This is a genomic window from Pseudomonas serbiensis, assembly GCF_030580745.1.
In the GTDB taxonomy this organism is placed as follows: domain Bacteria; phylum Pseudomonadota; class Gammaproteobacteria; order Pseudomonadales; family Pseudomonadaceae; genus Aquipseudomonas; species Aquipseudomonas serbiensis.
This window is the reverse complement of record NZ_JAUQOO010000002.1, coordinates 303,999-322,511: the sequence shown is the minus strand read 5'-3', so window position 1 is coordinate 322,511 and position 18,513 is coordinate 303,999. Positions and strand designations below refer to the sequence as shown.

General features: G+C 55.2%; 19 protein-coding genes. 3 read left to right on the top strand and 16 right to left on the bottom strand.

Going from position 1 to position 18,513, the window contains the following annotated elements:
- Position 1 precedes the first annotated feature (1 nt).
- The 16 genes from atpG to rpmH all read right to left on the bottom strand — a co-directional run bounded on the left by atpG (position 2) and on the right by rpmH (position 14,134).
- Positions 2-862: a F0F1 ATP synthase subunit gamma gene (gene atpG / locus Q6A51_RS04465; protein ID WP_025262615.1), complete on the bottom strand. Its 861-nt coding sequence runs from the start codon at positions 860-862 to the stop codon at positions 2-4.
- Positions 863-912: 50 nt separating this feature from the next.
- Positions 913-2,457, bottom strand: coding sequence for a F0F1 ATP synthase subunit alpha (atpA, locus tag Q6A51_RS04460; RefSeq protein WP_201001368.1), 1,545 nt, complete (start codon positions 2,455-2,457; stop codon positions 913-915).
- A 21-nt stretch (positions 2,458-2,478) separates the two neighbouring features.
- Complete coding sequence (locus tag Q6A51_RS04455) at positions 2,479-3,015, bottom strand: F0F1 ATP synthase subunit delta (protein WP_025262617.1); 537 nt, start codon at positions 3,013-3,015, stop codon at positions 2,479-2,481.
- Between the two features lie 12 nt (positions 3,016-3,027).
- Positions 3,028-3,498: a F0F1 ATP synthase subunit B gene (locus Q6A51_RS04450; protein WP_025262618.1), complete on the bottom strand. Its 471-nt coding sequence runs from the start codon at positions 3,496-3,498 to the stop codon at positions 3,028-3,030.
- Positions 3,499-3,555: 57 nt separating this feature from the next.
- The gene (gene atpE, locus Q6A51_RS04445; RefSeq protein ID WP_002555987.1) at positions 3,556-3,813 is read right to left on the bottom strand and encodes a F0F1 ATP synthase subunit C; all 258 of its coding nucleotides are present in this window, start codon (positions 3,811-3,813) and stop codon (positions 3,556-3,558) included.
- A 153-nt stretch (positions 3,814-3,966) separates the two neighbouring features.
- On the bottom strand, positions 3,967-4,836 hold the full coding sequence (gene atpB, locus Q6A51_RS04440; protein WP_201001369.1) for a F0F1 ATP synthase subunit A: 870 nt from the start codon (positions 4,834-4,836) through the stop codon (positions 3,967-3,969).
- Between the two features lie 16 nt (positions 4,837-4,852).
- Complete coding sequence (locus Q6A51_RS04435) at positions 4,853-5,260, bottom strand: F0F1 ATP synthase subunit I (protein ID WP_201019765.1); 408 nt, start codon at positions 5,258-5,260, stop codon at positions 4,853-4,855.
- Between the two features lie 146 nt (positions 5,261-5,406).
- Positions 5,407-6,279, bottom strand: a complete 873-nt coding sequence (locus Q6A51_RS04430; RefSeq protein WP_304574207.1) for a ParB/RepB/Spo0J family partition protein — start codon at positions 6,277-6,279, stop codon at positions 5,407-5,409.
- Positions 6,280-6,288: 9 nt separating this feature from the next.
- The gene (locus Q6A51_RS04425) at positions 6,289-7,080 is read right to left on the bottom strand and encodes a ParA family protein (RefSeq protein ID WP_201001373.1); all 792 of its coding nucleotides are present in this window, start codon (positions 7,078-7,080) and stop codon (positions 6,289-6,291) included.
- An 18-nt stretch (positions 7,081-7,098) separates the two neighbouring features.
- On the bottom strand, positions 7,099-7,743 hold the full coding sequence (rsmG, locus tag Q6A51_RS04420; protein ID WP_304574206.1) for a 16S rRNA (guanine(527)-N(7))-methyltransferase RsmG: 645 nt from the start codon (positions 7,741-7,743) through the stop codon (positions 7,099-7,101).
- Positions 7,740-9,632 (bottom strand): tRNA uridine-5-carboxymethylaminomethyl(34) synthesis enzyme MnmG, encoded by a 1,893-nt coding sequence (gene mnmG / locus Q6A51_RS04415; RefSeq protein WP_201001375.1) that lies wholly within the window; start codon positions 9,630-9,632, stop codon positions 7,740-7,742. The genes rsmG and mnmG overlap by 4 nt, the downstream gene beginning before the upstream one ends.
- A gap of 574 nt (positions 9,633-10,206) precedes the next feature.
- Positions 10,207-11,577 (bottom strand): tRNA uridine-5-carboxymethylaminomethyl(34) synthesis GTPase MnmE, encoded by a 1,371-nt coding sequence (gene mnmE, locus Q6A51_RS04410; RefSeq protein WP_304574205.1) that lies wholly within the window; start codon positions 11,575-11,577, stop codon positions 10,207-10,209.
- Positions 11,578-11,655: 78 nt separating this feature from the next.
- Entirely contained in the window at positions 11,656-13,341 is a 1,686-nt protein-coding gene (gene yidC / locus Q6A51_RS04405; RefSeq protein WP_201019768.1) for a membrane protein insertase YidC, read from the bottom strand.
- 2 nt (positions 13,342-13,343) lie between these two features.
- The gene (yidD, locus tag Q6A51_RS04400) at positions 13,344-13,589 is read right to left on the bottom strand and encodes a membrane protein insertion efficiency factor YidD (RefSeq protein WP_201019769.1); all 246 of its coding nucleotides are present in this window, start codon (positions 13,587-13,589) and stop codon (positions 13,344-13,346) included.
- The gene (rnpA, locus tag Q6A51_RS04395; RefSeq protein ID WP_201019775.1) at positions 13,582-13,983 is read right to left on the bottom strand and encodes a ribonuclease P protein component; all 402 of its coding nucleotides are present in this window, start codon (positions 13,981-13,983) and stop codon (positions 13,582-13,584) included. Before rnpA ends, yidD begins: the two co-directional genes overlap by 8 nt.
- 16 nt (positions 13,984-13,999) lie before the next feature.
- Positions 14,000-14,134: a 50S ribosomal protein L34 gene (gene rpmH, locus Q6A51_RS04390; RefSeq protein WP_002551315.1), complete on the bottom strand. Its 135-nt coding sequence runs from the start codon at positions 14,132-14,134 to the stop codon at positions 14,000-14,002.
- A 585-nt stretch (positions 14,135-14,719) separates the two neighbouring features.
- On the opposite strand from rpmH, the gene dnaA reads away from it, so the two are divergent.
- Genes dnaA through recF form a run of 3 tightly spaced genes read left to right on the top strand, consistent with a single transcriptional unit; the run spans position 14,720 to position 18,511 of the window.
- On the top strand, positions 14,720-16,243 hold the full coding sequence (gene dnaA, locus Q6A51_RS04385) for a chromosomal replication initiator protein DnaA (RefSeq protein ID WP_304574204.1): 1,524 nt from the start codon (positions 14,720-14,722) through the stop codon (positions 16,241-16,243).
- A gap of 38 nt (positions 16,244-16,281) precedes the next feature.
- Positions 16,282-17,385, top strand: a complete 1,104-nt coding sequence (gene dnaN / locus Q6A51_RS04380) for a DNA polymerase III subunit beta (RefSeq protein WP_201000820.1) — start codon at positions 16,282-16,284, stop codon at positions 17,383-17,385.
- Between the two features lie 22 nt (positions 17,386-17,407).
- Complete coding sequence (gene recF, locus Q6A51_RS04375; RefSeq protein ID WP_201019661.1) at positions 17,408-18,511, top strand: DNA replication/repair protein RecF; 1,104 nt, start codon at positions 17,408-17,410, stop codon at positions 18,509-18,511.
- The last annotated feature ends 2 nt before the right edge of the window (positions 18,512-18,513 follow it).

Sequence of the window (18,513 nt, the reverse complement as noted above, 5' to 3'; positions counted from 1 at the left end):
GTTAAACCGCGGCAGCGCCGCCGACGATTTCCGAGATCTCTTGGGTGATCGCTGCCTGACGCGCCTTGTTGTAGATCAGCTGCAAATCGCTGATCAAATCACCGGCGTTGTCTGTGGCGTTCTTCATCGCGATCATCCGCGCAGCTTGTTCAGCAGCGTTGTTCTCGACCACCGCCTGGTACACCTGCGACTCAACGTAGCGAACCATCAAGCCGTCAAGCAGCTCTTTGGCATCGGGTTCGTAGAGATAGTCCCAGTGGTGCTTGAGTTTCTGATCCGGGGTTGCCACCAGCGGAATCAATTGCTCCACCGTTGGCTGCTGGGTCATGGTGTTGATGAACTTGTTGGATACCACGGACAGGCGATCAATTCGACCATCCAGGTAGGCATCCAGCATCACCTTGACGCTGCCGATCAGATCATTGATCGACGGCTCTTCGCCCAGGTGGCTGATCGCAGCGACGACGTTACCGCCGAAGTTGCGGAAAAATGCCGCACCTTTGCTGCCGACCACGCACAGATCGATCTCTACGCCGTTTTCACGGTTTACCGCCATGTCCTTGACCAAAGCCTTGAACAGGTTGGTGTTCAAGCCACCGCACAAACCACGGTCACTGCTCACTACGACATAACCGACACGCTTTACTTCGCGCTCGATCATGAACGGGTGGCGATACTCCGGGTTGGCGTTGGCAAGATGACCAATCACCTGACGGATGCGCTCCGCGTAAGGACGGCTAGCAGCCATGCGCGACTGAGCCTTGCGCATTTTGCTGACCGCCACTTTTTCCATGGCGCTGGTGATCTTTTGCGTGCTTTTGATGCTCGCAATCTTGCTGCGAATCTCTTTTGCGCCTGCCATGTAACACCTATCAGGTTAGCAAGCGGGAACCTTTCGGCTCCCGCTGCGGCTTACCAGGTTTGGGTGGCTTTGAACTTCTCGATACCGGCTTTGAGGCCAGCGTCGATTTCGTCATTGAAGTCACCCTTCACGTTGATCTTCGCCATCAAGTCGGCGTGATCGCGGTTGAAGTAAGCAATCAGAGCCTGCTCGAAGCTGCCGATTTTTGGAATCTCGATATCCACCAGGAAGCCACGTTCAGCGGCATACAGGGACAGCGACATATCAGCGATAGACATCGGCGCGTATTGCTTCTGCTTCATCAGCTCGGTAACGCGCTGACCATGCTCAAGCTGCTTGCGAGTGGCTTCGTCCAGGTCAGAAGCGAACTGGGCGAATGCTGCCAGTTCACGGTACTGAGCCAGAGCGGTACGGATACCACCGGAAAGCTTCTTGATGATCTTGGTCTGTGCGGCACCACCTACACGGGATACCGAAACACCGGCGTTCACAGCCGGACGGATGCCGGAGTTGAACATGGCCGATTCCAGGAAGATCTGACCGTCGGTGATGGAAATCACGTTGGTCGGAACGAACGCGGAAACGTCGCCAGCCTGGGTTTCGATGATCGGCAGTGCAGTCAGGGAACCGGTTTTGCCGGTCACTGCGCCGTTGGTGAACTTCTCTACGTACTCTTCGGAAACACGCGATGCGCGCTCCAGCAGACGGGAGTGGAGATAGAACACGTCACCCGGGTAGGCTTCACGGCCTGGTGGACGGCGCAGCAGCAGGGAAATCTGGCGGTAAGCCACTGCTTGCTTGGACAGATCGTCATAAACGATCAGCGCGTCTTCACCGCGGTCGCGGAAGTACTCGCCCATGGTGCAACCCGAGTACGGAGCAAGGAATTGCAGCGCAGCGGATTCGGAAGCACTTGCAGCAACGATGATGGTGTTAGCCAGTGCACCGTTTTCTTCGAGCTTGCGAACAACGTTGGCGATGGTCGATTGTTTCTGACCAACTGCAACGTAGACGCAGAAGATGCCGCTGTTTTTCTGGTTGATGATCGCGTCGATCGCCATAGCGGTTTTACCGATCTGGCGGTCACCGATGATCAGCTCACGCTGGCCACGGCCGACTGGAATCATTGCGTCGACGGCCTTGTAACCAGTTTGCACTGGCTGGTCGACCGACTTACGCCAGATCACGCCTGGAGCAACTTTCTCGACCGCATCGGTCTCGGTGTTGTTCAGCGGACCTTTACCGTCAACAGGGTTGCCCAGTGCGTCGACTACGCGACCCAGCAGTTCCTTACCAACCGGAACTTCGAGGATGCGGCCAGTACACTTGGCGCTCATGCCTTCAGCCAGAGTCGTGTAGGCGCCCAGTACAACGGCACCTACAGAGTCTTGCTCAAGGTTCAGCGCCATACCGTAGACGCCGCCCGGAAACTCGATCATTTCGCCGTACATTACGTCGGCCAGACCGTGAATCCGCACGATACCGTCAGACACGCTGACGACGGTGCCTTCGTTACGGGCTTGGGAGGTTACATCGAGCTTCTCGATGCGACCCTTGATGATTTCACTTATTTCGGAAGGATTGAGTTGCTGCATTGCTCTGCTGCCCCTTCAAACTCAAGATTTCAATGCTTCGGCTAGTTGCGCGATCTTGCCGCGAACTGAGCCATCGATAACCAGGTCGCCGGCGCGGATAACGACACCACCGATAAGGGTGGCATCCTCCGCAGCATGCAGGCGCACTTCCCGGCCGAGCCGTGCACTGAGAACCTTGGCGAGTTTGTCTTGCTGTTCTTGGTTCAATGCAAAAGCACTGGTGACATCCACATCGACCGATTTTTCCTGCTCGGCCTTGTACAGGTCGAACAGTTCGGCGATCTCCGGCAGAAGCGGGAGACGGTCGTTTTCAGCAACGACATGGATGAAATTCTGTGCCTTGGCATCGAACTTGTCGCCACACACTTCAATAAAAGTGGTGGCCTTCTGTGCGCTCGTCAGTCGCGGGGCCTTGAGCAGGCTCTGCATGGTGTCGTCTTGCGACACCGCAGCAGCCAGGCCGAGCATGGCTGACCAATTGGCCAGTTGCTGGTGGGCCTGCGCGTGCTCGAAGGCCGCCTTAGCGTAAGGTCGGGCCAACGTGGTCAGTTCTGCCATGATCGCCCTCGCTTAAATTTCAGCAGCCAGTTTGTTAACCAGCTCCGCGTGCGCGTTTTGATCGATTGTGGCACCCAGGATCTTCTCGGCGCCATTGACTGCCAGGCTACCCAACTGGGCGCGCAGAGCGTCTTTGACACTGTTCAGTTCCTGCTCGATCTCGGCCTGAGCCTGAGCCTTCACACGGTCAGCTTCAACGCGAGCCTGTTCACGGGCTTCGTCGACAATCTGAGTACCGCGTTTCTTGGCCTGCTCAATGATTTCAGCTGCTTGAGCTTTAGCTTCGCGCAGTTGTTGACCCACTTTGTCTTGGGCCAGCTCCAGGTCGCGAGCTGCTCGTGTAGCAGCGTCCAGTCCATCCGCGATCTTCTTCTGACGTTCGTGCAAAGCCGCGATGACCGGAGGCCACACGAACTTCATGCAGAACAGCACAAAGATGAAGAACGCAACGGACTGGCCAATCAGGGTTGCATTAATATTCACGCCAACACCTCGCTCGTTCGTTGTCCATCACACCAATCAACTCGAAAAATCGAGCGATTAGCCAGCGAGTTGACCAACGAAGGGGTTCGCGAAGGTGAAGAACAGAGCGATACCAACACCGATCATGGTAACGGCGTCGAGCAGGCCCGCAACGATGAACATTTTAACTTGCAGCATTGGAACCATTTCTGGTTGACGCGCAGCGCCTTCCAGGAACTTACCGCCCAACAGGCCGAAACCGATTGCAGTACCCAGTGCGCCCAGGCCGATCAACAGTGCAACAGCGATAGCGGTTAGACCAACTACAGTTTCCATCTTTCCTCCCGACTTTTACGTCGTATTGGTTAGGTTTTCTTAGATTAAAGCGGTAAAACAAAATCGTTTGTTACATCAGCCCTTGCGGTCTCCCGCTTGCGGCTCCCTCTCACCAATGGCAAGAGGGTCATCAGATGCACCGAATGGCGAATCTTAATGGTTATCTTCGTGAGCCATCGACAGGTAAACGATGGTCAGCATCATGAAGATGAACGCTTGCAGGGTGATGATCAGGATGTGGAATACAGCCCACGCCCATTGCAGCACCACACCCAGGCCACTGAGCCAGAGCAGGCCACTGCCGAACATGACCGCGATCAGGATGAATACCAGCTCGCCAGCGTACATGTTGCCGAACAGACGCAGTGCCAGCGAAATCGGCTTGGCTACCAGGGTCACGAATTCAAGCAGGAAGTTCACCGGAATCAGCAGCGCCTGAACGAAGATGTTCTTGCTGCCGAACGGGTGAAGGGTCAGTTCGCCGATGAAACCACCGATGCCCTTGACCTTGATGCTGTAGAAAATGATCAGTGCGAATACCGACAGAGCCATGCCCAGAGTGGCATTAGGGTCAGTGGTCGGAACTGCACGGAAAGGAATGTGCTCATCGCCCGAGATCAGCATCGCCAGCTGAGGAATCCAGTCGACAGGAACCAGGTCGACGGCGTTCATCAGGAATACCCAGACGAAAATGGTCAGAGCCAGTGGAGCGATCACGGCGCTACGGCCGTGGAAGCTGTCACGCACGCTGCCATCGACGAACTCGACCAGCACTTCGACGAAGTTCTGCAGAGCGCCAGGCTGACCGGAAGTTACCTTCTTGGCCGCCATGCGGAAAATAAGAACGAAAATAAGGCCCAGTGCGACCGACCAGCCGAGGGTATCGACGTGGAAAGCCCAAAAGCCCATTTCTTTTGCTTCTGCTGCGGTGTGGGCAAAGCCCCAGCTGCCGTTGGGTAGCTGACCGAAAGTCAGGTTCTGCAAGTGGTGCTGGATATAGCCCGAAGCTGTTTGCTCTGCCATTTTTGCCTCAAACGCCCTAAGGTCTCGAAAGTCTTGTTCTCATTAGCAGGGGAGCGAACCAGTTGACCACCTGGATCAACATGAACACGCCGAATACAGCTAGCGGCGCCAATGGCTTCACACCTGCGAACGTCAGTGCAAAAAGCACTGCCGTAAAAATCAGTTTGCCTGCCTCGCCGGCATAAAATGACCGGACGATGGCTTGCGCTGCTCTAGCCCCGGAAAACCGGAAAGCCTTGTGAGCAAAGTACAAATTGGGCAGCCAGGCTATCAGGCCACCGCACAGCCCAGAATATCCCGCTACGACTCCTTTCAACTGCCAAAGCGCAAAAGCGGCCAGCAGCAGGACAATCAATTGAGCCAGCAATACCGGAAAAACCGCTAGTCGATGGAACGGCAAGCGGTCTGGCATGCGTGATTCCATCGCAACTGCTCCTTGAATGTCGGTCGCCATAAGCAATAACTTGGCATAATTTGTGCCGACAAAATGCGCGCAGAGTATAGGGGCGGTTAAGCCCCTATTCAACCGTAAGGTAGTGATTTCCGACTACACGCTACAGAGCAATTGTTTCAGCGAATGTGGGCAAGCACACCTTGCAACTCATCCAGCGAGTTATAACGGATGACTAACTGCCCTTTTCCCTTCTGTCCGTGACGGATCTGGACCGCAGAGCCCAGCCGCTCGGCAAGGCGCTGTTCCAGCCGACTGATGTCCGGATCTGTTTTTACCGCCTCCACTGGAGCCGGTTTGCCACTGAGCCACTGCCTGACAAGTGCTTCGGTCTGACGCACAGTCAGGCCACGTGCGACAACATGTCGCGCACCCTCGATCTGCCTTTCTTCAGGTAAACCGAGCAATGCACGGGCATGGCCCATTTCCAGATCACCATGCGACAGCATGGTCTTGATGACCTCAGGCAATGCAATCAGACGCAGCAGGTTGGCCACACTGACTCGTGACTTGCCGACTGCATCGGCGACCTGCTGCTGGGTCAGTTGAAACTCTTGCTGCAACCGCTGCATGGCCATCGCTTCTTCGATGGGGTTGAGGTCTTCGCGCTGGATGTTCTCGATCAACGCCATGGCGATGGCGTTTTCATCCGAGACTTCGCGGACCATTGCCGGAATCGTCTCTACGCCTGCCTGCTGGCTGGCACGCCAGCGACGCTCACCTGCAATGATTTCGTAGCGATTGTCACCAATGGGACGAATCACGATCGGCTGCATGACGCCCTGGGACTTGATCGACAGGGCAAGCTCTTCAAGCGCCTGGGGATCCATATCGCGACGCGGCTGGTACTTGCCACGCTGGATCAGATCCAGAGGCACATGCTGCAGCTCGCGCTGATCGATCTTGACGGCCTGTTCTTCCAGAGAACTGACGGTTGGACTGCTCAGAAGTGCGTCCAACCCACGTCCGAGACCTCGTTTCTTGACGGCCATGGGAATTCCTTAGGTTGGCTGCGCGGCTTTCGAGCTGCGACGTTGACGACGTACCAGTTCACCCGCCAGGGCCAGGTAAGCCAGCGCACCGCGGGAAGCCTTGTCATAGGCCAGCACCGGCATGCCAAAGCTCGGCGCTTCGGCGAGCCTGATGTTGCGCGGGATCACGGTGTCGTAGAGCTGTTCGCCAAAGTGTTCCTTGAGCTGCGCGGAAACATCGTTGATCAGGCTCAGGCGCGGGTCATACATCGTGCGCAGCAACCCTTCGATTTTCAGTTGAGGGTTGAGCAGTTCTGCGATGCGCTTGATGTTATCCACAAGGTCGCTGAGACCTTCGAGCGCAAAATATTCGCACTGCATGGGGATAATGACCCCATCGGATGCCACCAGGGCATTGAGGGTCAGCATCGACAGCGACGGTGGGCAGTCAATGAGGATGTAATCGTAGTTTTCCCGGATAGGCGCCAGCGCATTGCGCAAGCGGCTTTCCTTCATCTGCATTTCCAGCAACACCACTTCGGCAGCCGTAAGGTCACGGTTGGCCGGCAGCAGTTGATAACCGCCATGTTCGGAAAACTGTATCGCCTCGGCCAGATCGCATTCACCGATCAGCAAGTCGTATACCGAGTTTTCCAGGGTGTGTTTATCCACACCGCTACCCATGGTCGCGTTGCCCTGAGGGTCGAGATCGATCAACAGCACGCGGCGCTTGGTTGCAACCAGTGACGCTGCGAGGTTGATACAAGTGGTGGTTTTACCCACACCACCTTTCTGGTTCGCTATCGCGAATACCTTAGCCATTCTTGCTTGTGTTCCCAGTCATGCCGTGCGGCGCAGTATCAGCAGATGGCGTTGGCCTTGGCAACCTGGAACGGTCAAGGCTTGTGCGCTATCGAGATGAAAATCTGGCGGCAATGCTACCAGTTCATCAGTCGGATGCAGCCCTTTCATCGCCAGCCAACGTGTATCGGTGTCGCCCATGTGGCGCGTCCACCCAGTAAAGTCTTCCAGACTGCTGAACGCCCGGGAAACAATCCCCGTGAACGGAGCATCTGGCTGATAAGCCTCTGCACGGCTGTGGATAACTTCGAGGTTGTCGAGTTTCAGCTCAAGTTTGACCTGAGTCTGGAACCGGGTTTTCTTGCCATTGCTGTCCAGAAGCGAAACTTTCATCTCCGGGAACATGATAGCCAACGGAATACCGGGCATCCCGCCACCACTACCAACGTCCAGCCAGCGTGGGCCTTCGATGAAAGGAACGACACTCAGGCTGTCGAGCAAATGACGCGAAACCATCTCGTCCGGATTGCGCACAGCCGTCAGGTTGTAGGCTTTGTTCCACTTTATCAACAGCTCAAGGTAAGCCAGTAACTGGCCATGCTGCTTTTCGCTCAGATTCACGCCCAGTTCCCGGGCACCTGTGGATAATTCCTGAGCATGCTGCGGGGTAACCATAGAACTCAAGCGCTTTGCTCCAACTGACGGCCCGCGCCGCGTTTTTTCAAATGAATCATCAACAGGGAAATCGCCGCCGGCGTAACGCCAGGAATCCGCGATGCCTGTCCCAGGGTCTCGGGACGAGTTATCCCCAGCTTGCCTTGAATCTCTTTCGACAACCCGGAAATCGTCGTGTAATCGATGTCTTCCGGCAGTTTTGTATCTTCACTGGCCCGCAGACGGGCAATTTCGTCCTGCTGACGTTCGATGTAACCGGCGTATTTGGTCTTGATCTCGACCTGCTCGGTGACTTGAGGGTCGCTGCAACCCTCGCCGGTAAGGGAAATCAGGCTTGCATAATCGACTTCCGGGCGAGTCAGCAGGTTGAGCAGATTGTATTCGTGAGTCAGCGGCGTGCCGAAGTGTGCGGCAATCGCATCGCCCTGCTCTGTACCAGGTCGAACCCAGGTACTTTTCAGACGCTGTTCTTCCAGCGCGATATTTTCACGCTTGGTGCAGAACGCCGCCCAGCGGGCGTCGTCGATCAGCCCCAGCTCACGACCTTTTTCGGTCAGACGCAGGTCGGCGTTGTCTTCACGCAGGATCAGACGATATTCGGCACGGGATGTGAACATCCGGTAAGGCTCTTGTGTGCCGAGTGTAATCAGGTCGTCAACCAGTACGCCGATGTACGCTTCATCACGACGCGGGCACCAGCTTTCCTTGCCCTGGGCGCGAAGCGCAGCGTTGGTCCCGGCCAGCAGACCTTGCGCACCGGCTTCTTCGTAGCCAGTGGTGCCGTTGATCTGGCCAGCGAAAAACAGGCCGCCGATGACTTTGGTTTCCAGGCTGTATTTCAGGTCCCGAGGATCGAAGTAGTCATATTCGATGGCGTAACCAGGACGGACGATGTGCGCATTCTCCATGCCGCGAATCGAGCGAACGATCTGCAACTGCACATCGAATGGCAGCGAAGTGGAAATTCCGTTCGGATACAGCTCGTGAGTGGTCAAGCCTTCAGGCTCGATGAAGACCTGATGGCTTTCCTTGTCGGCAAAGCGATGGATCTTGTCTTCGATCGAAGGGCAGTAGCGCGGGCCGATACCTTCGATCACACCGGAATACATGGGTGAACGATCAAGGTTGGAGGCAATGATTTCGTGGGTCCGGGCATTGGTATGCGTGATCCAGCAACTGACTTGCTCTGGATGCTGCTCCTTGGAACCCAGGAACGACATGACCGGTATAGGTGTATCGCCGGGTTGTTCTGTCATTACCGAAAAATCGACCGAACGGCCATCGATACGCGGTGGCGTCCCGGTTTTCAGGCGGCCAACGCGCAGCGGCAACTCACGTAACCGTTTTGCCAGGGCAATCGACGGCGGATCTCCTGCACGGCCACCGGAATAGTTCTGCATACCGATGTGGATAAGTCCGCCCAGGAACGTACCAGTGGTCAAGACCACGGAATCGGCCATGAAACGCAGACCCATTTGGGTAACAACACCACGAACCTGATCCTGTTCGACGATCAGGTCATCGCAGGCCTGTTGAAATATCCACAGGTTCGGCTGGTTTTCCAGGATTTCGCGAATGGCGGCCTTGTACAGGACACGGTCTGCCTGAGCACGAGTCGCTCGTACTGCTGGCCCCTTGCGGCTGTTCAATACACGGAACTGGATACCGCCTTTATCGGTGGCCGTTGCCATCGCACCACCAAGGGCATCGATTTCCTTGACCAGATGACTTTTGCCAATGCCGCCAATGGCCGGGTTACAGCTCATCTGACCGAGCGTTTCCACGTTGTGCGTCAGCAATAGGGTTTTGACACCCATGCGTGCCGACGCAAGTGCGGCCTCGGTACCGGCATGACCGCCACCGATGACGATCACTTCAAAACGGGAAGGGAAATCCACCACGCACCTCGTGCCTGTTGTCGATGGGAAATTGGGATAGCTGACAAGTATAGGGAATACACCCACCTGAAAGAAACCCGTTGCACAAAATTTAACCAGCTGTGGAAAACTGGCGAATAAAGAAATTAAAAAGGAAAGAAATCTTATAAAACCTTGTTTTTATGTTTATTCTTACTGAGCATCCTTTCTGTGGATAAGGTTCTACAGGCCATATAAATCAATATGTACAGCGTTTCAAAAGTCTGTGTTCATGTGCCATTGAGGCCTTGGGATAACCGTCTTGAGCCTGTGGATTAAATGACCACTTGTCCACAGATGGGTTTATCTTCAGCTTTCGACCCCAGTTATCAACTGAGCTCAGAAGCAGTTATTCACAGGGCTTAATTCTGCTGAAAAGCACTTTGAATGGACAATTCACAGGCCCGTAAGCCCACAGAATTGTGTTTTGGTGCGACCAGTGGCAATGAGCAGGCACGGCAAAGCCTTTCTCTGTGAATAAGAGAGGCTTGCTGGGGGACTAGAAAGGGAGTTCAGAAAGGCAAGCCCGACATTGCGTCGGGCTGTATTGCCGAGATTACTTGCCGATGCAGAAGCTTGAGAAGATCCTGCCGAGCAGGTCGTCGGAGCTGAAAGCCCCGGTAATTTCACCCAACGCCTGCTGAGCCTGGCGCAGGTCTTCCGCCAATAGCTCGCCTGCGCCGGCCAATGTCAGTTGTGCGCGGCCATGCTCCAGAAAGTCACTGGCATGACGCAGGGCTTCGAGATGGCGTCGACGTGCGCTGAAGCTGCTTTCCGAGGTCTGCTCGTATCCCATGCAGGCTTTGAGGTGCTCGCGCAGCAGTTCCAGACCTTCACCTCCGGCCTTGGCACTGAGACTGATCGTGACATGGCCATCAGCGCTGGTTTCCAGAGCGATGAGGTCACCACTGAGATCGGCCTTGTTACGGATTAGCGTAACTTTGGATGCATCAGGGCGTTGTTCCAGGAACTCTGGCCATAGTGCGAAAGGATCGGTTGCTTCAGGCGCCGTAGCGTCTACCACCAGCAAGATGCGATCTGCCTCGCCAATGGCCTTGAGGGCACGTTGTACGCCGATGATTTCCACCTGATCGTCGGTATCGCGCAGGCCTGCGGTATCCACAACATGCAGTGGCATGCCGTCTATGTGGATATGTTCGCGCAGCACATCACGGGTCGTGCCGGCTATCTCGGTGACAATCGCAGCCTCTCGACCTGCCAGGGCATTGAGAAGGCTGGATTTGCCGGCATTGGGACGACCAGCAATCACTACAGTCATGCCGTCCCGCAGCAGCGCACCCTGCCCTGCTTCGCGCAGCACTGTGGATAACTCGTTACGCACCTCATCAAGCATGCTCAGTACATGGCCATCAGCAAGAAAGTCGATTTCTTCCTCAGGAAAGTCGATGGCCGCTTCGACATAGATCCGCAGGCTGATCAACTTCTCGGTCAAGTTATCCACACGCTGCGAAAAAACACCCTGCAAGGAGCGTAATGCGTTGCGCGCAGCCTGTGCAGAACTGGCTTCGATCAGATCCGCGATGGCCTCTGCTTGAGCGAGATCGAGCTTATCGTTGAGGAACGCCCGTTCGCTGAATTCACCTGGCCTTGCCAGACGGCTGCCAAGTTGCAGGCAACGTTGCAGCAGCATATCCAGAACGATAGGGCCGCCGTGGCCTTGCAGCTCCAGGACGTCCTCGCCGGTAAAGGAGTTTGGGCCAGGAAAATACAGCGCAATCCCTTCATCGATGACCTGGCCAGTTTCATCCTCGAAAGGCCCGTAGTGAGCAAATCGTGGTTTTGGCGTGCGGCCAATGATCGCTTGAGCAGCCTTGCTCGCCAAAGGCCCGGATATACGCACGATGCCAACACCCCCGCGACCTTGGGCGGTTGCGATGGCTGCGATGGTTTCACGAGGGACGTTCATGGTCCGGCTCCTGGACAACTGACAGATAGCAAAACGCCCCACGAGGGGGCGTCTTGTAAAACTTGTTCACAGGTTAGATCAAGCAGCAGCCTTGTTGGTAGCGGCTTCGATCTTGCGAGTGATGTAGGCCTGCTGTGCGATCGACAGGGTGTTGTTCACAACCCAGTACAGAACCAGACCGGCAGGGAACCACAGGAAGAAGAACGTGAAGATGATTGGCATCATTTTCATGACCTTGGCCTGCATCGGATCCGGCGGAGTCGGGTTCAGACGCTGCTGGATGAACATGGTTGCGCCCATGATGATCGGCAGGATAAAGAACGGGTCTTTGATCGACAGGTCGGTTATCCACAGGATCCACGGAGCCTGACGCATTTCCACGCTTTCCAGGAGTACCCAGTACAGCGAGAGGAAAACCGGCATCTGGACAAGAATCGGCAAGCATCCACCCAGCGGGTTGATCTTTTCTTTCTTGTACAGCTCCATCATTGCCTGGGACATCTTCTGACGATCGTCACCAAATTGCTCTTTCAGGGCGGTCAGCTTTGGACCTACGGCACGCATGCGCGCCATGGATTTGTAGCTGGCAGCAGAGAGAGGGAAGAACAAGCCTTTGATCAGCATGGTCAGGAAGATGATCGACCAGCCCCAGTTACCCACAATGGCGTGGATATGTTGCAGCAACCAGAAAATTGGTTGGGCAATGAACCACAGAATGCCGTAGTCGACAGTCAGTTCCAGCCCTGGGGATAACTCTTTGAGTACTGCCTGGCTTTTCGGGCCGGCATACAGCGTCGCGCTGGTTTCGCCTTTGGCACCGGCTGCAACAGCCAGTGTCGGGCCAGTGAAACCGATGATGTAGTTGCCTTGGTTGTCTTTACGAGTCTGAACAGCATTGCTGTCGCTGTGGCTTGGAATCCAGGCCGTCACGAAGTAATGCTGAAGCCATGCAACCCAGCCACCTTGTACTGTTTCTTTCAGCGGAGCCTTGTCGATATCTTTCATCGACACTTTTTTGTACGGCTCTGCAGCTGTCCACAAGGCAGCACCCAGGTAGGTTGCAGTGCCAGTGGCAGTGGTCGAAGACGGATCGGAGCTGGCATCGCGCTTCAATTGTGCAAACAGATTGCCCGCCCAAGGCTGAGCGCTCTGGTTATCCACAACGTAGGTGACCACTACATCGTACAAACCGCGCTTGAATGTGAAGCGCTTGATGTAATTGACGCCGTTATCAGCGAATTTCAGCTCGACGACCAGATCATTCTGGCCATCGTTCAGTTGATAAGTCTTTTGTGCAGACGAATAAACCGGACGGCCGGTAGCACGGGCATCAGGTCCGTTGGTACCGGTCAGGCCGCTTTGTGCCAGAAAGGTACGTTCACTGCCGTTGTCGAACAGCTGGAAAGGAACATCCGGGCGGTCCTGGCGACGTGGATACAGCGGCAAACGAAGTTGGACTACGTCACCACCTACCGGATCGATCGCCAGATCGAGCACGTCAGTCTTGACCTGAATCAGGTCTTTGCTGGGCGCTACCGGAGTTTCCAGAGGCGCTGCGACATTATTCGCGGTCGGGCTTGGAACATCGGCATTTGCAGAACCATTAGTACCAGCAGCCGTATCCGGTATAGCCGGTGCGGTTGTGCTGGCTGCAACATTCTGGGTCGGCATGGCAGCCTGGCCGTAGTCTTGGTTCCATTTCAGAACCCCGACGTAGGTCACGATTGCCAGGGCGACGATCAGGATCGTGCGTTTAATATCCATGATTACTCGGCCATCGAAGAAGAACGGGAGGTGGGGATAGGTGGAACCGGGTCATAACCACCGGGATTCCACGGATGACAGCGGCCCAAACGACGAAGTGTCAGCCAGCCGCCGCGTAAAAGGCCATGATTATCGATGGCTTCATACGCATAGCAGGAACAACTGGGGTAGAAACGACAGTGACTGGCCATCAGCGGGCTAATGGCGTAGCGGTAAAACTGGATCGGAACGAGTGCCAGTTTACGCATCTGGACTGTCTACCCCTGCAGTTTCGGTTTTTGCTTCTGGAGTGGGTCGGCTACGCGCCAGACGTTTCCAGAGCTTGCCGAAATGCTGAATCAGTTCAGGGTTTTCTACATCACCCAAACCTTTACGCGCGACGATCACGATATCCCAACCGACCAGATTATCCTGGTGCTGGCGGAATGATTCGCGCATGAGGCGTTTCAAGCGGTTTCGCTCAACGGAGAGCTTTACGCTCTTTTTACCTATCACCAGCCCCAGACGAGGATGATCAAGGTCGTTGTTGCGTGCAAGGAGCAGGAGATTTTTACCCGGAACCTTGCCGGTAGGGGAGTCAAAGACTGCCTTGAAATGCCGGGGAGTCAGCAAACGCTTTTCCCGACTGAAGTCTCGACTCACCACCAGTGCCGATTTATCAAACTGCCAGACGCTTACGGCCTTTGGCGCGACGACGCGACAGGACTGCACGGCCGTTCTTGGTGGCCATACGGGCACGGAAACCGTGGGTGCGGGCGCGCTTGATAGTGCTGGGTTGGAAAGTACGTTTCATGGCGTGTTACCTGGTTCGTCCACTACGGGCCGGAATGGCCCCCGTTTTAAGAGACCGGGGATTCTAGAGAAAGCAGGCGTGCAGGTCAATTTCCAACCAGCTTTTCCTTTATTTACTTCCTTACGAGTCATTACGCATTCCTCATCCGCATCCGGGGTGACCTGAGAGAAATCAGTTATAGAAATAAAAAGAGGGAATATTTAAAGCTTCTTTGTAGAGCTTATAAAGACTAGGGACGCACTTGTCTGTGGATAACCAATCGAAGCCCTTTAAAATCAATGTGTACAGAAGATCATAAGGCTGTCGAGAAACCGTGCTCTCCCTGTGCTGTGACCTCGGAAAAGCTGTGTATGGAATGGCATGTTATCCACAGGTGCGTTATCCACAGAGTTTCGACCCGACTTATGCAATGAGCTGAAGCCGGTTTATCCACAGAGCTTATCCACCTACCGTCTGTCGACTTTTCAAGTAATAAAAGCCAGCTTTCTCCTTGTTTGTGAGCAACCTACATGTGGATAAGTCGGCGTCTGATCGTTACAATGGCGGATGTTTTTGCCTCACCGGCTTTCGACTTAGGGGATATCCGTGTCAGTGGAACTTTGGCAGCAGTGCGTGGAGCTTTTGCGCGATGAGCTGCCTGCCCAGCAATTCAACACTTGGATCCGTCCGCTACAGGTCGAAGCCGAAGGCGACGAGTTGCGTGTGTATGCACCAAACCGTTTCGTTCTCGATTGGGTAAACGAAAAGTACCTGAGTCGTCTGCTTGAGCTGTTGGGCGAGCACGGCCAGGGAATGGCGCCTGCTCTTTCCTTATTAATAGGAAGCAAGCGCAGCTCGGCACCGCGTGCGGCACCCAATGCACCGTTGGCCGCTGCTGCTTCGCAGGCGCTGTCGGCCAACAACGTCAGCAGCGTTTCAACACCTGTTGCTGCGCCTGTGGTGCCTGCTGCTCCAGCTCCGGTCCAGAGCCCCGAGACTCACGACGAACCTTCGCGTGACAGTTTCGATCCGATGGCGGGTGCCAGTTCGCAGCAGGCTCCAGCGCGTGCCGAGCAGCGTACTGTCCAGGTCGAAGGTGCGCTCAAGCACACCAGTTACCTGAACCGCACGTTCACTTTTGAAAACTTTGTCGAAGGTAAGTCCAACCAGTTGGCCCGTGCTGCGGCCTGGCAGGTTGCGGATAACCCCAAGCATGGTTACAACCCGCTGTTCCTTTATGGTGGCGTCGGTCTGGGTAAGACTCACTTGATGCATGCGGTGGGCAACCATCTGCTCAAGAAGAACCCGAACGCGAAGGTTGTCTATCTGCACTCGGAGCGCTTCGTGGCCGATATGGTCAAGGCGCTGCAACTGAACGCGATCAATGAGTTCAAGCGCTTCTACCGCTCGGTCGATGCGTTGCTGATCGATGACATTCAGTTCTTCGCCCGCAAGGAGCGTTCTCAGGAAGAGTTTTTCCACACCTTCAACGCATTGCTCGAAGGTGGGCAGCAGGTCATTCTCACCAGTGACCGTTACCCTAAAGAGATCGAAGGCCTGGAAGAACGACTGAAATCCAGGTTTGGCTGGGGGCTTACGGTGGCCGTCGAGCCGCCAGAGCTGGAAACCCGCGTTGCGATCCTGATGAAGAAAGCTGATCAGGCCAAGGTCGAATTACCCCATGACGCTGCATTCTTCATTGCGCAACGCATTCGCTCCAACGTCCGTGAACTCGAAGGTGCGCTCAAGCGTGTCATCGCTCACTCGCACTTCATGGGCCGTGATATCACGATCGAACTGATTCGTGAGTCGCTTAAAGATTTGTTGGCGTTGCAGGACAAGCTGGTGAGTGTGGATAACATTCAACGCACTGTCGCCGAGTACTACAAGATCAAGATCTCCGACCTGTTGTCCAAGCGTCGTTCCCGATCTGTCGCACGTCCACGTCAGGTGGCGATGGCGCTTTCCAAGGAACTGACCAACCACAGTCTTCCGGAAATCGGTGATGTATTCGGTGGCCGCGACCACACGACTGTTCTGCATGCATGTCGCAAGATCAACGAACTCAAGGAATCCGACGCGGATATCCGCGAGGACTACAAGAACCTGCTGCGGACTCTGACTACATGATGACGCCAGTGCAGCTTATTAAGGCAAGGGACTAGACCATGCATTTCACCATTCAACGCGAAGCCCTGTTGAAACCCCTGCAATTGGTCGCCGGCGTGGTTGAACGCCGTCAGACCTTGCCGGTGCTATCCAATGTGCTCATGGTCGTCGAAGGCCAGCAACTTTCCCTGACAGGTACTGACCTGGAAGTGGAGCTGGTGGGTCGTGTCCAACTCGAAGAGCCTGCTGAGCCAGGGGAAATCACTGTCCCTGCGCGCAAGCTGATGGATATCTGCAAGAGCCTGCCGAACGACGTGCTGATCGACATCAAGGTCGATGACTCCAAAGTGGTGGTCAAGGCAGGTCGTAGCCGTTTTACCTTGTCCACGCTACCTGCCAACGATTTCCCAACCGTTGAAGAAGGCCCGGGCTCACTGACTTTCGACCTGGTGCAAAGCAAGCTGCGTCGTTTGATTGAGCGCACCAGTTTTGCCATGGCTCAACAGGATGTCCGTTACTACCTCAACGGCATGCTGCTTGAAGTCAGCGCTGGCATCTTGCGCGCTGTCGCCACTGACGGCCACCGCTTGGCCATGTGCTCGATGTCTGCACAGATCGAGCAAGCCGACCGTCATCAAGTGATCGTGCCACGTAAAGGCATTCTGGAAATGGCGCGTCTGCTCACCGAGCAGGACGGCATCGTCAGCATCGTATTGGGTCAGCACCACATTCGTGCCACGACCGGTGAGTTCACCTTTACCTCCAAACTGGTAGACGGCAAATTCCCGGACTACGAGCGTGTTCTGCCTAAAGGTGGTGACAAGCTGGTATTGGGTGATCGTCAGGCATTGCGTGAAGCTTTCAGCCGTACCGCCATTCTGTCGAACGAAAAATACCGTGGTATCCGCCTGCAACTGGCAAGTGGTCAGTTGAAGATTCAGGCGAACAACCCTGAGCAGGAAGAAGCAGAAGAAGAGATCAGCGTAGAGTACAGCGGTGACTCCCTGGAAATCGGTTTCAACGTGAGCTATCTGCTAGACGTGCTGGGTGTGATGACAACAGAACAAGTGCGCTTGATTCTGTCGGACTCCAACAGCAGTGCTCTGGTACAAGAATCGGATAACGATGATTCCGCCTACGTTGTCATGCCGATGCGTCTGTAACCCCATGTTCAGCGCTATCTAGATGTCTCTTAGCCGCATCTCGGTCACTGGGGTGCGCAACCTGCACCCAGTGACCTTCTCCCCCTCCCCGCGTATCAACATCCTTTATGGTGCCAACGGAAGTGGCAAGACCAGCGTGCTGGAAGCCATTCACTTGCTGGGCATTGCACGTTCGTTTCGCAGCAGCCGTCTTCTTCCAGTCATTCAATATGAACAGCCTGCTTGTACCGTCTTTGGTCAGGTTCAACTGGCCGAGAGTGGCCAGAGTAATCTCGGGATCTCCCGCGACAGGCAAGGCGAGTTTCAGATCCGTATAGATGGACAGAATGCACGTAGCGCTGCGCAACTGGCCGAGATACTTCCGCTTCAACTGATCAACCCCGACAGTTTCCGGTTGCTGGAAGGCGCACCGAAAATACGCCGGCAGTTTCTGGACTGGGGAGTGTTCCACGTGGAACCTCGTTTCATGTCCACTTGGCAGCGCCTGCAGAAGGCCCTGCGGCAGCGGAACTCATGGCTGCGGCATGGTACACTTGACGCCGCTTCGCAAGCGGCATGGGATCGGGAACTGTGCCTGGCCAGTGATGAAATCGATGAATTTCGTCGCACCTACATCAAGGCCTTGAAACCCGTCTTTGAACAAACTTTGAGCGAGCTTGTTGAGCTTGAAGGTCTGACCCTGAGCTACTACCGAGGCTGGGATAAGGAAAAAGAGCTGAGCACCGTGCTCGCTTCATCCTTGCTCCGTGATCAGCAGATGGGCCATACACAAGCCGGACCGCAACGCGCTGATTTGCGTCTTAGACTGGGCGCACACAATGCTGCGGATATATTGTCCCGTGGCCAGCAGAAGTTGGTGGTCTGTGCATTGCGCATTGCTCAAGGGCATCTGGTTAGCCAGGCTCGCCGTGGCCAATGTATTTATCTGGTGGATGACTTGCCTTCCGAACTGGACGACAACCACCGTCGCGCACTTTGTCGCTTGCTGGAAGAATTACGCTGCCAGGTTTTTATCACCTGTGTAGATCAAGAATTTTTGAGGGAAGGCTGGCAGACGGAAACGCCAGTTGCTTTGTTCCACGTGGAACAAGGCCGTATCACCCAGACCCACGACCATCGGGAGTGATT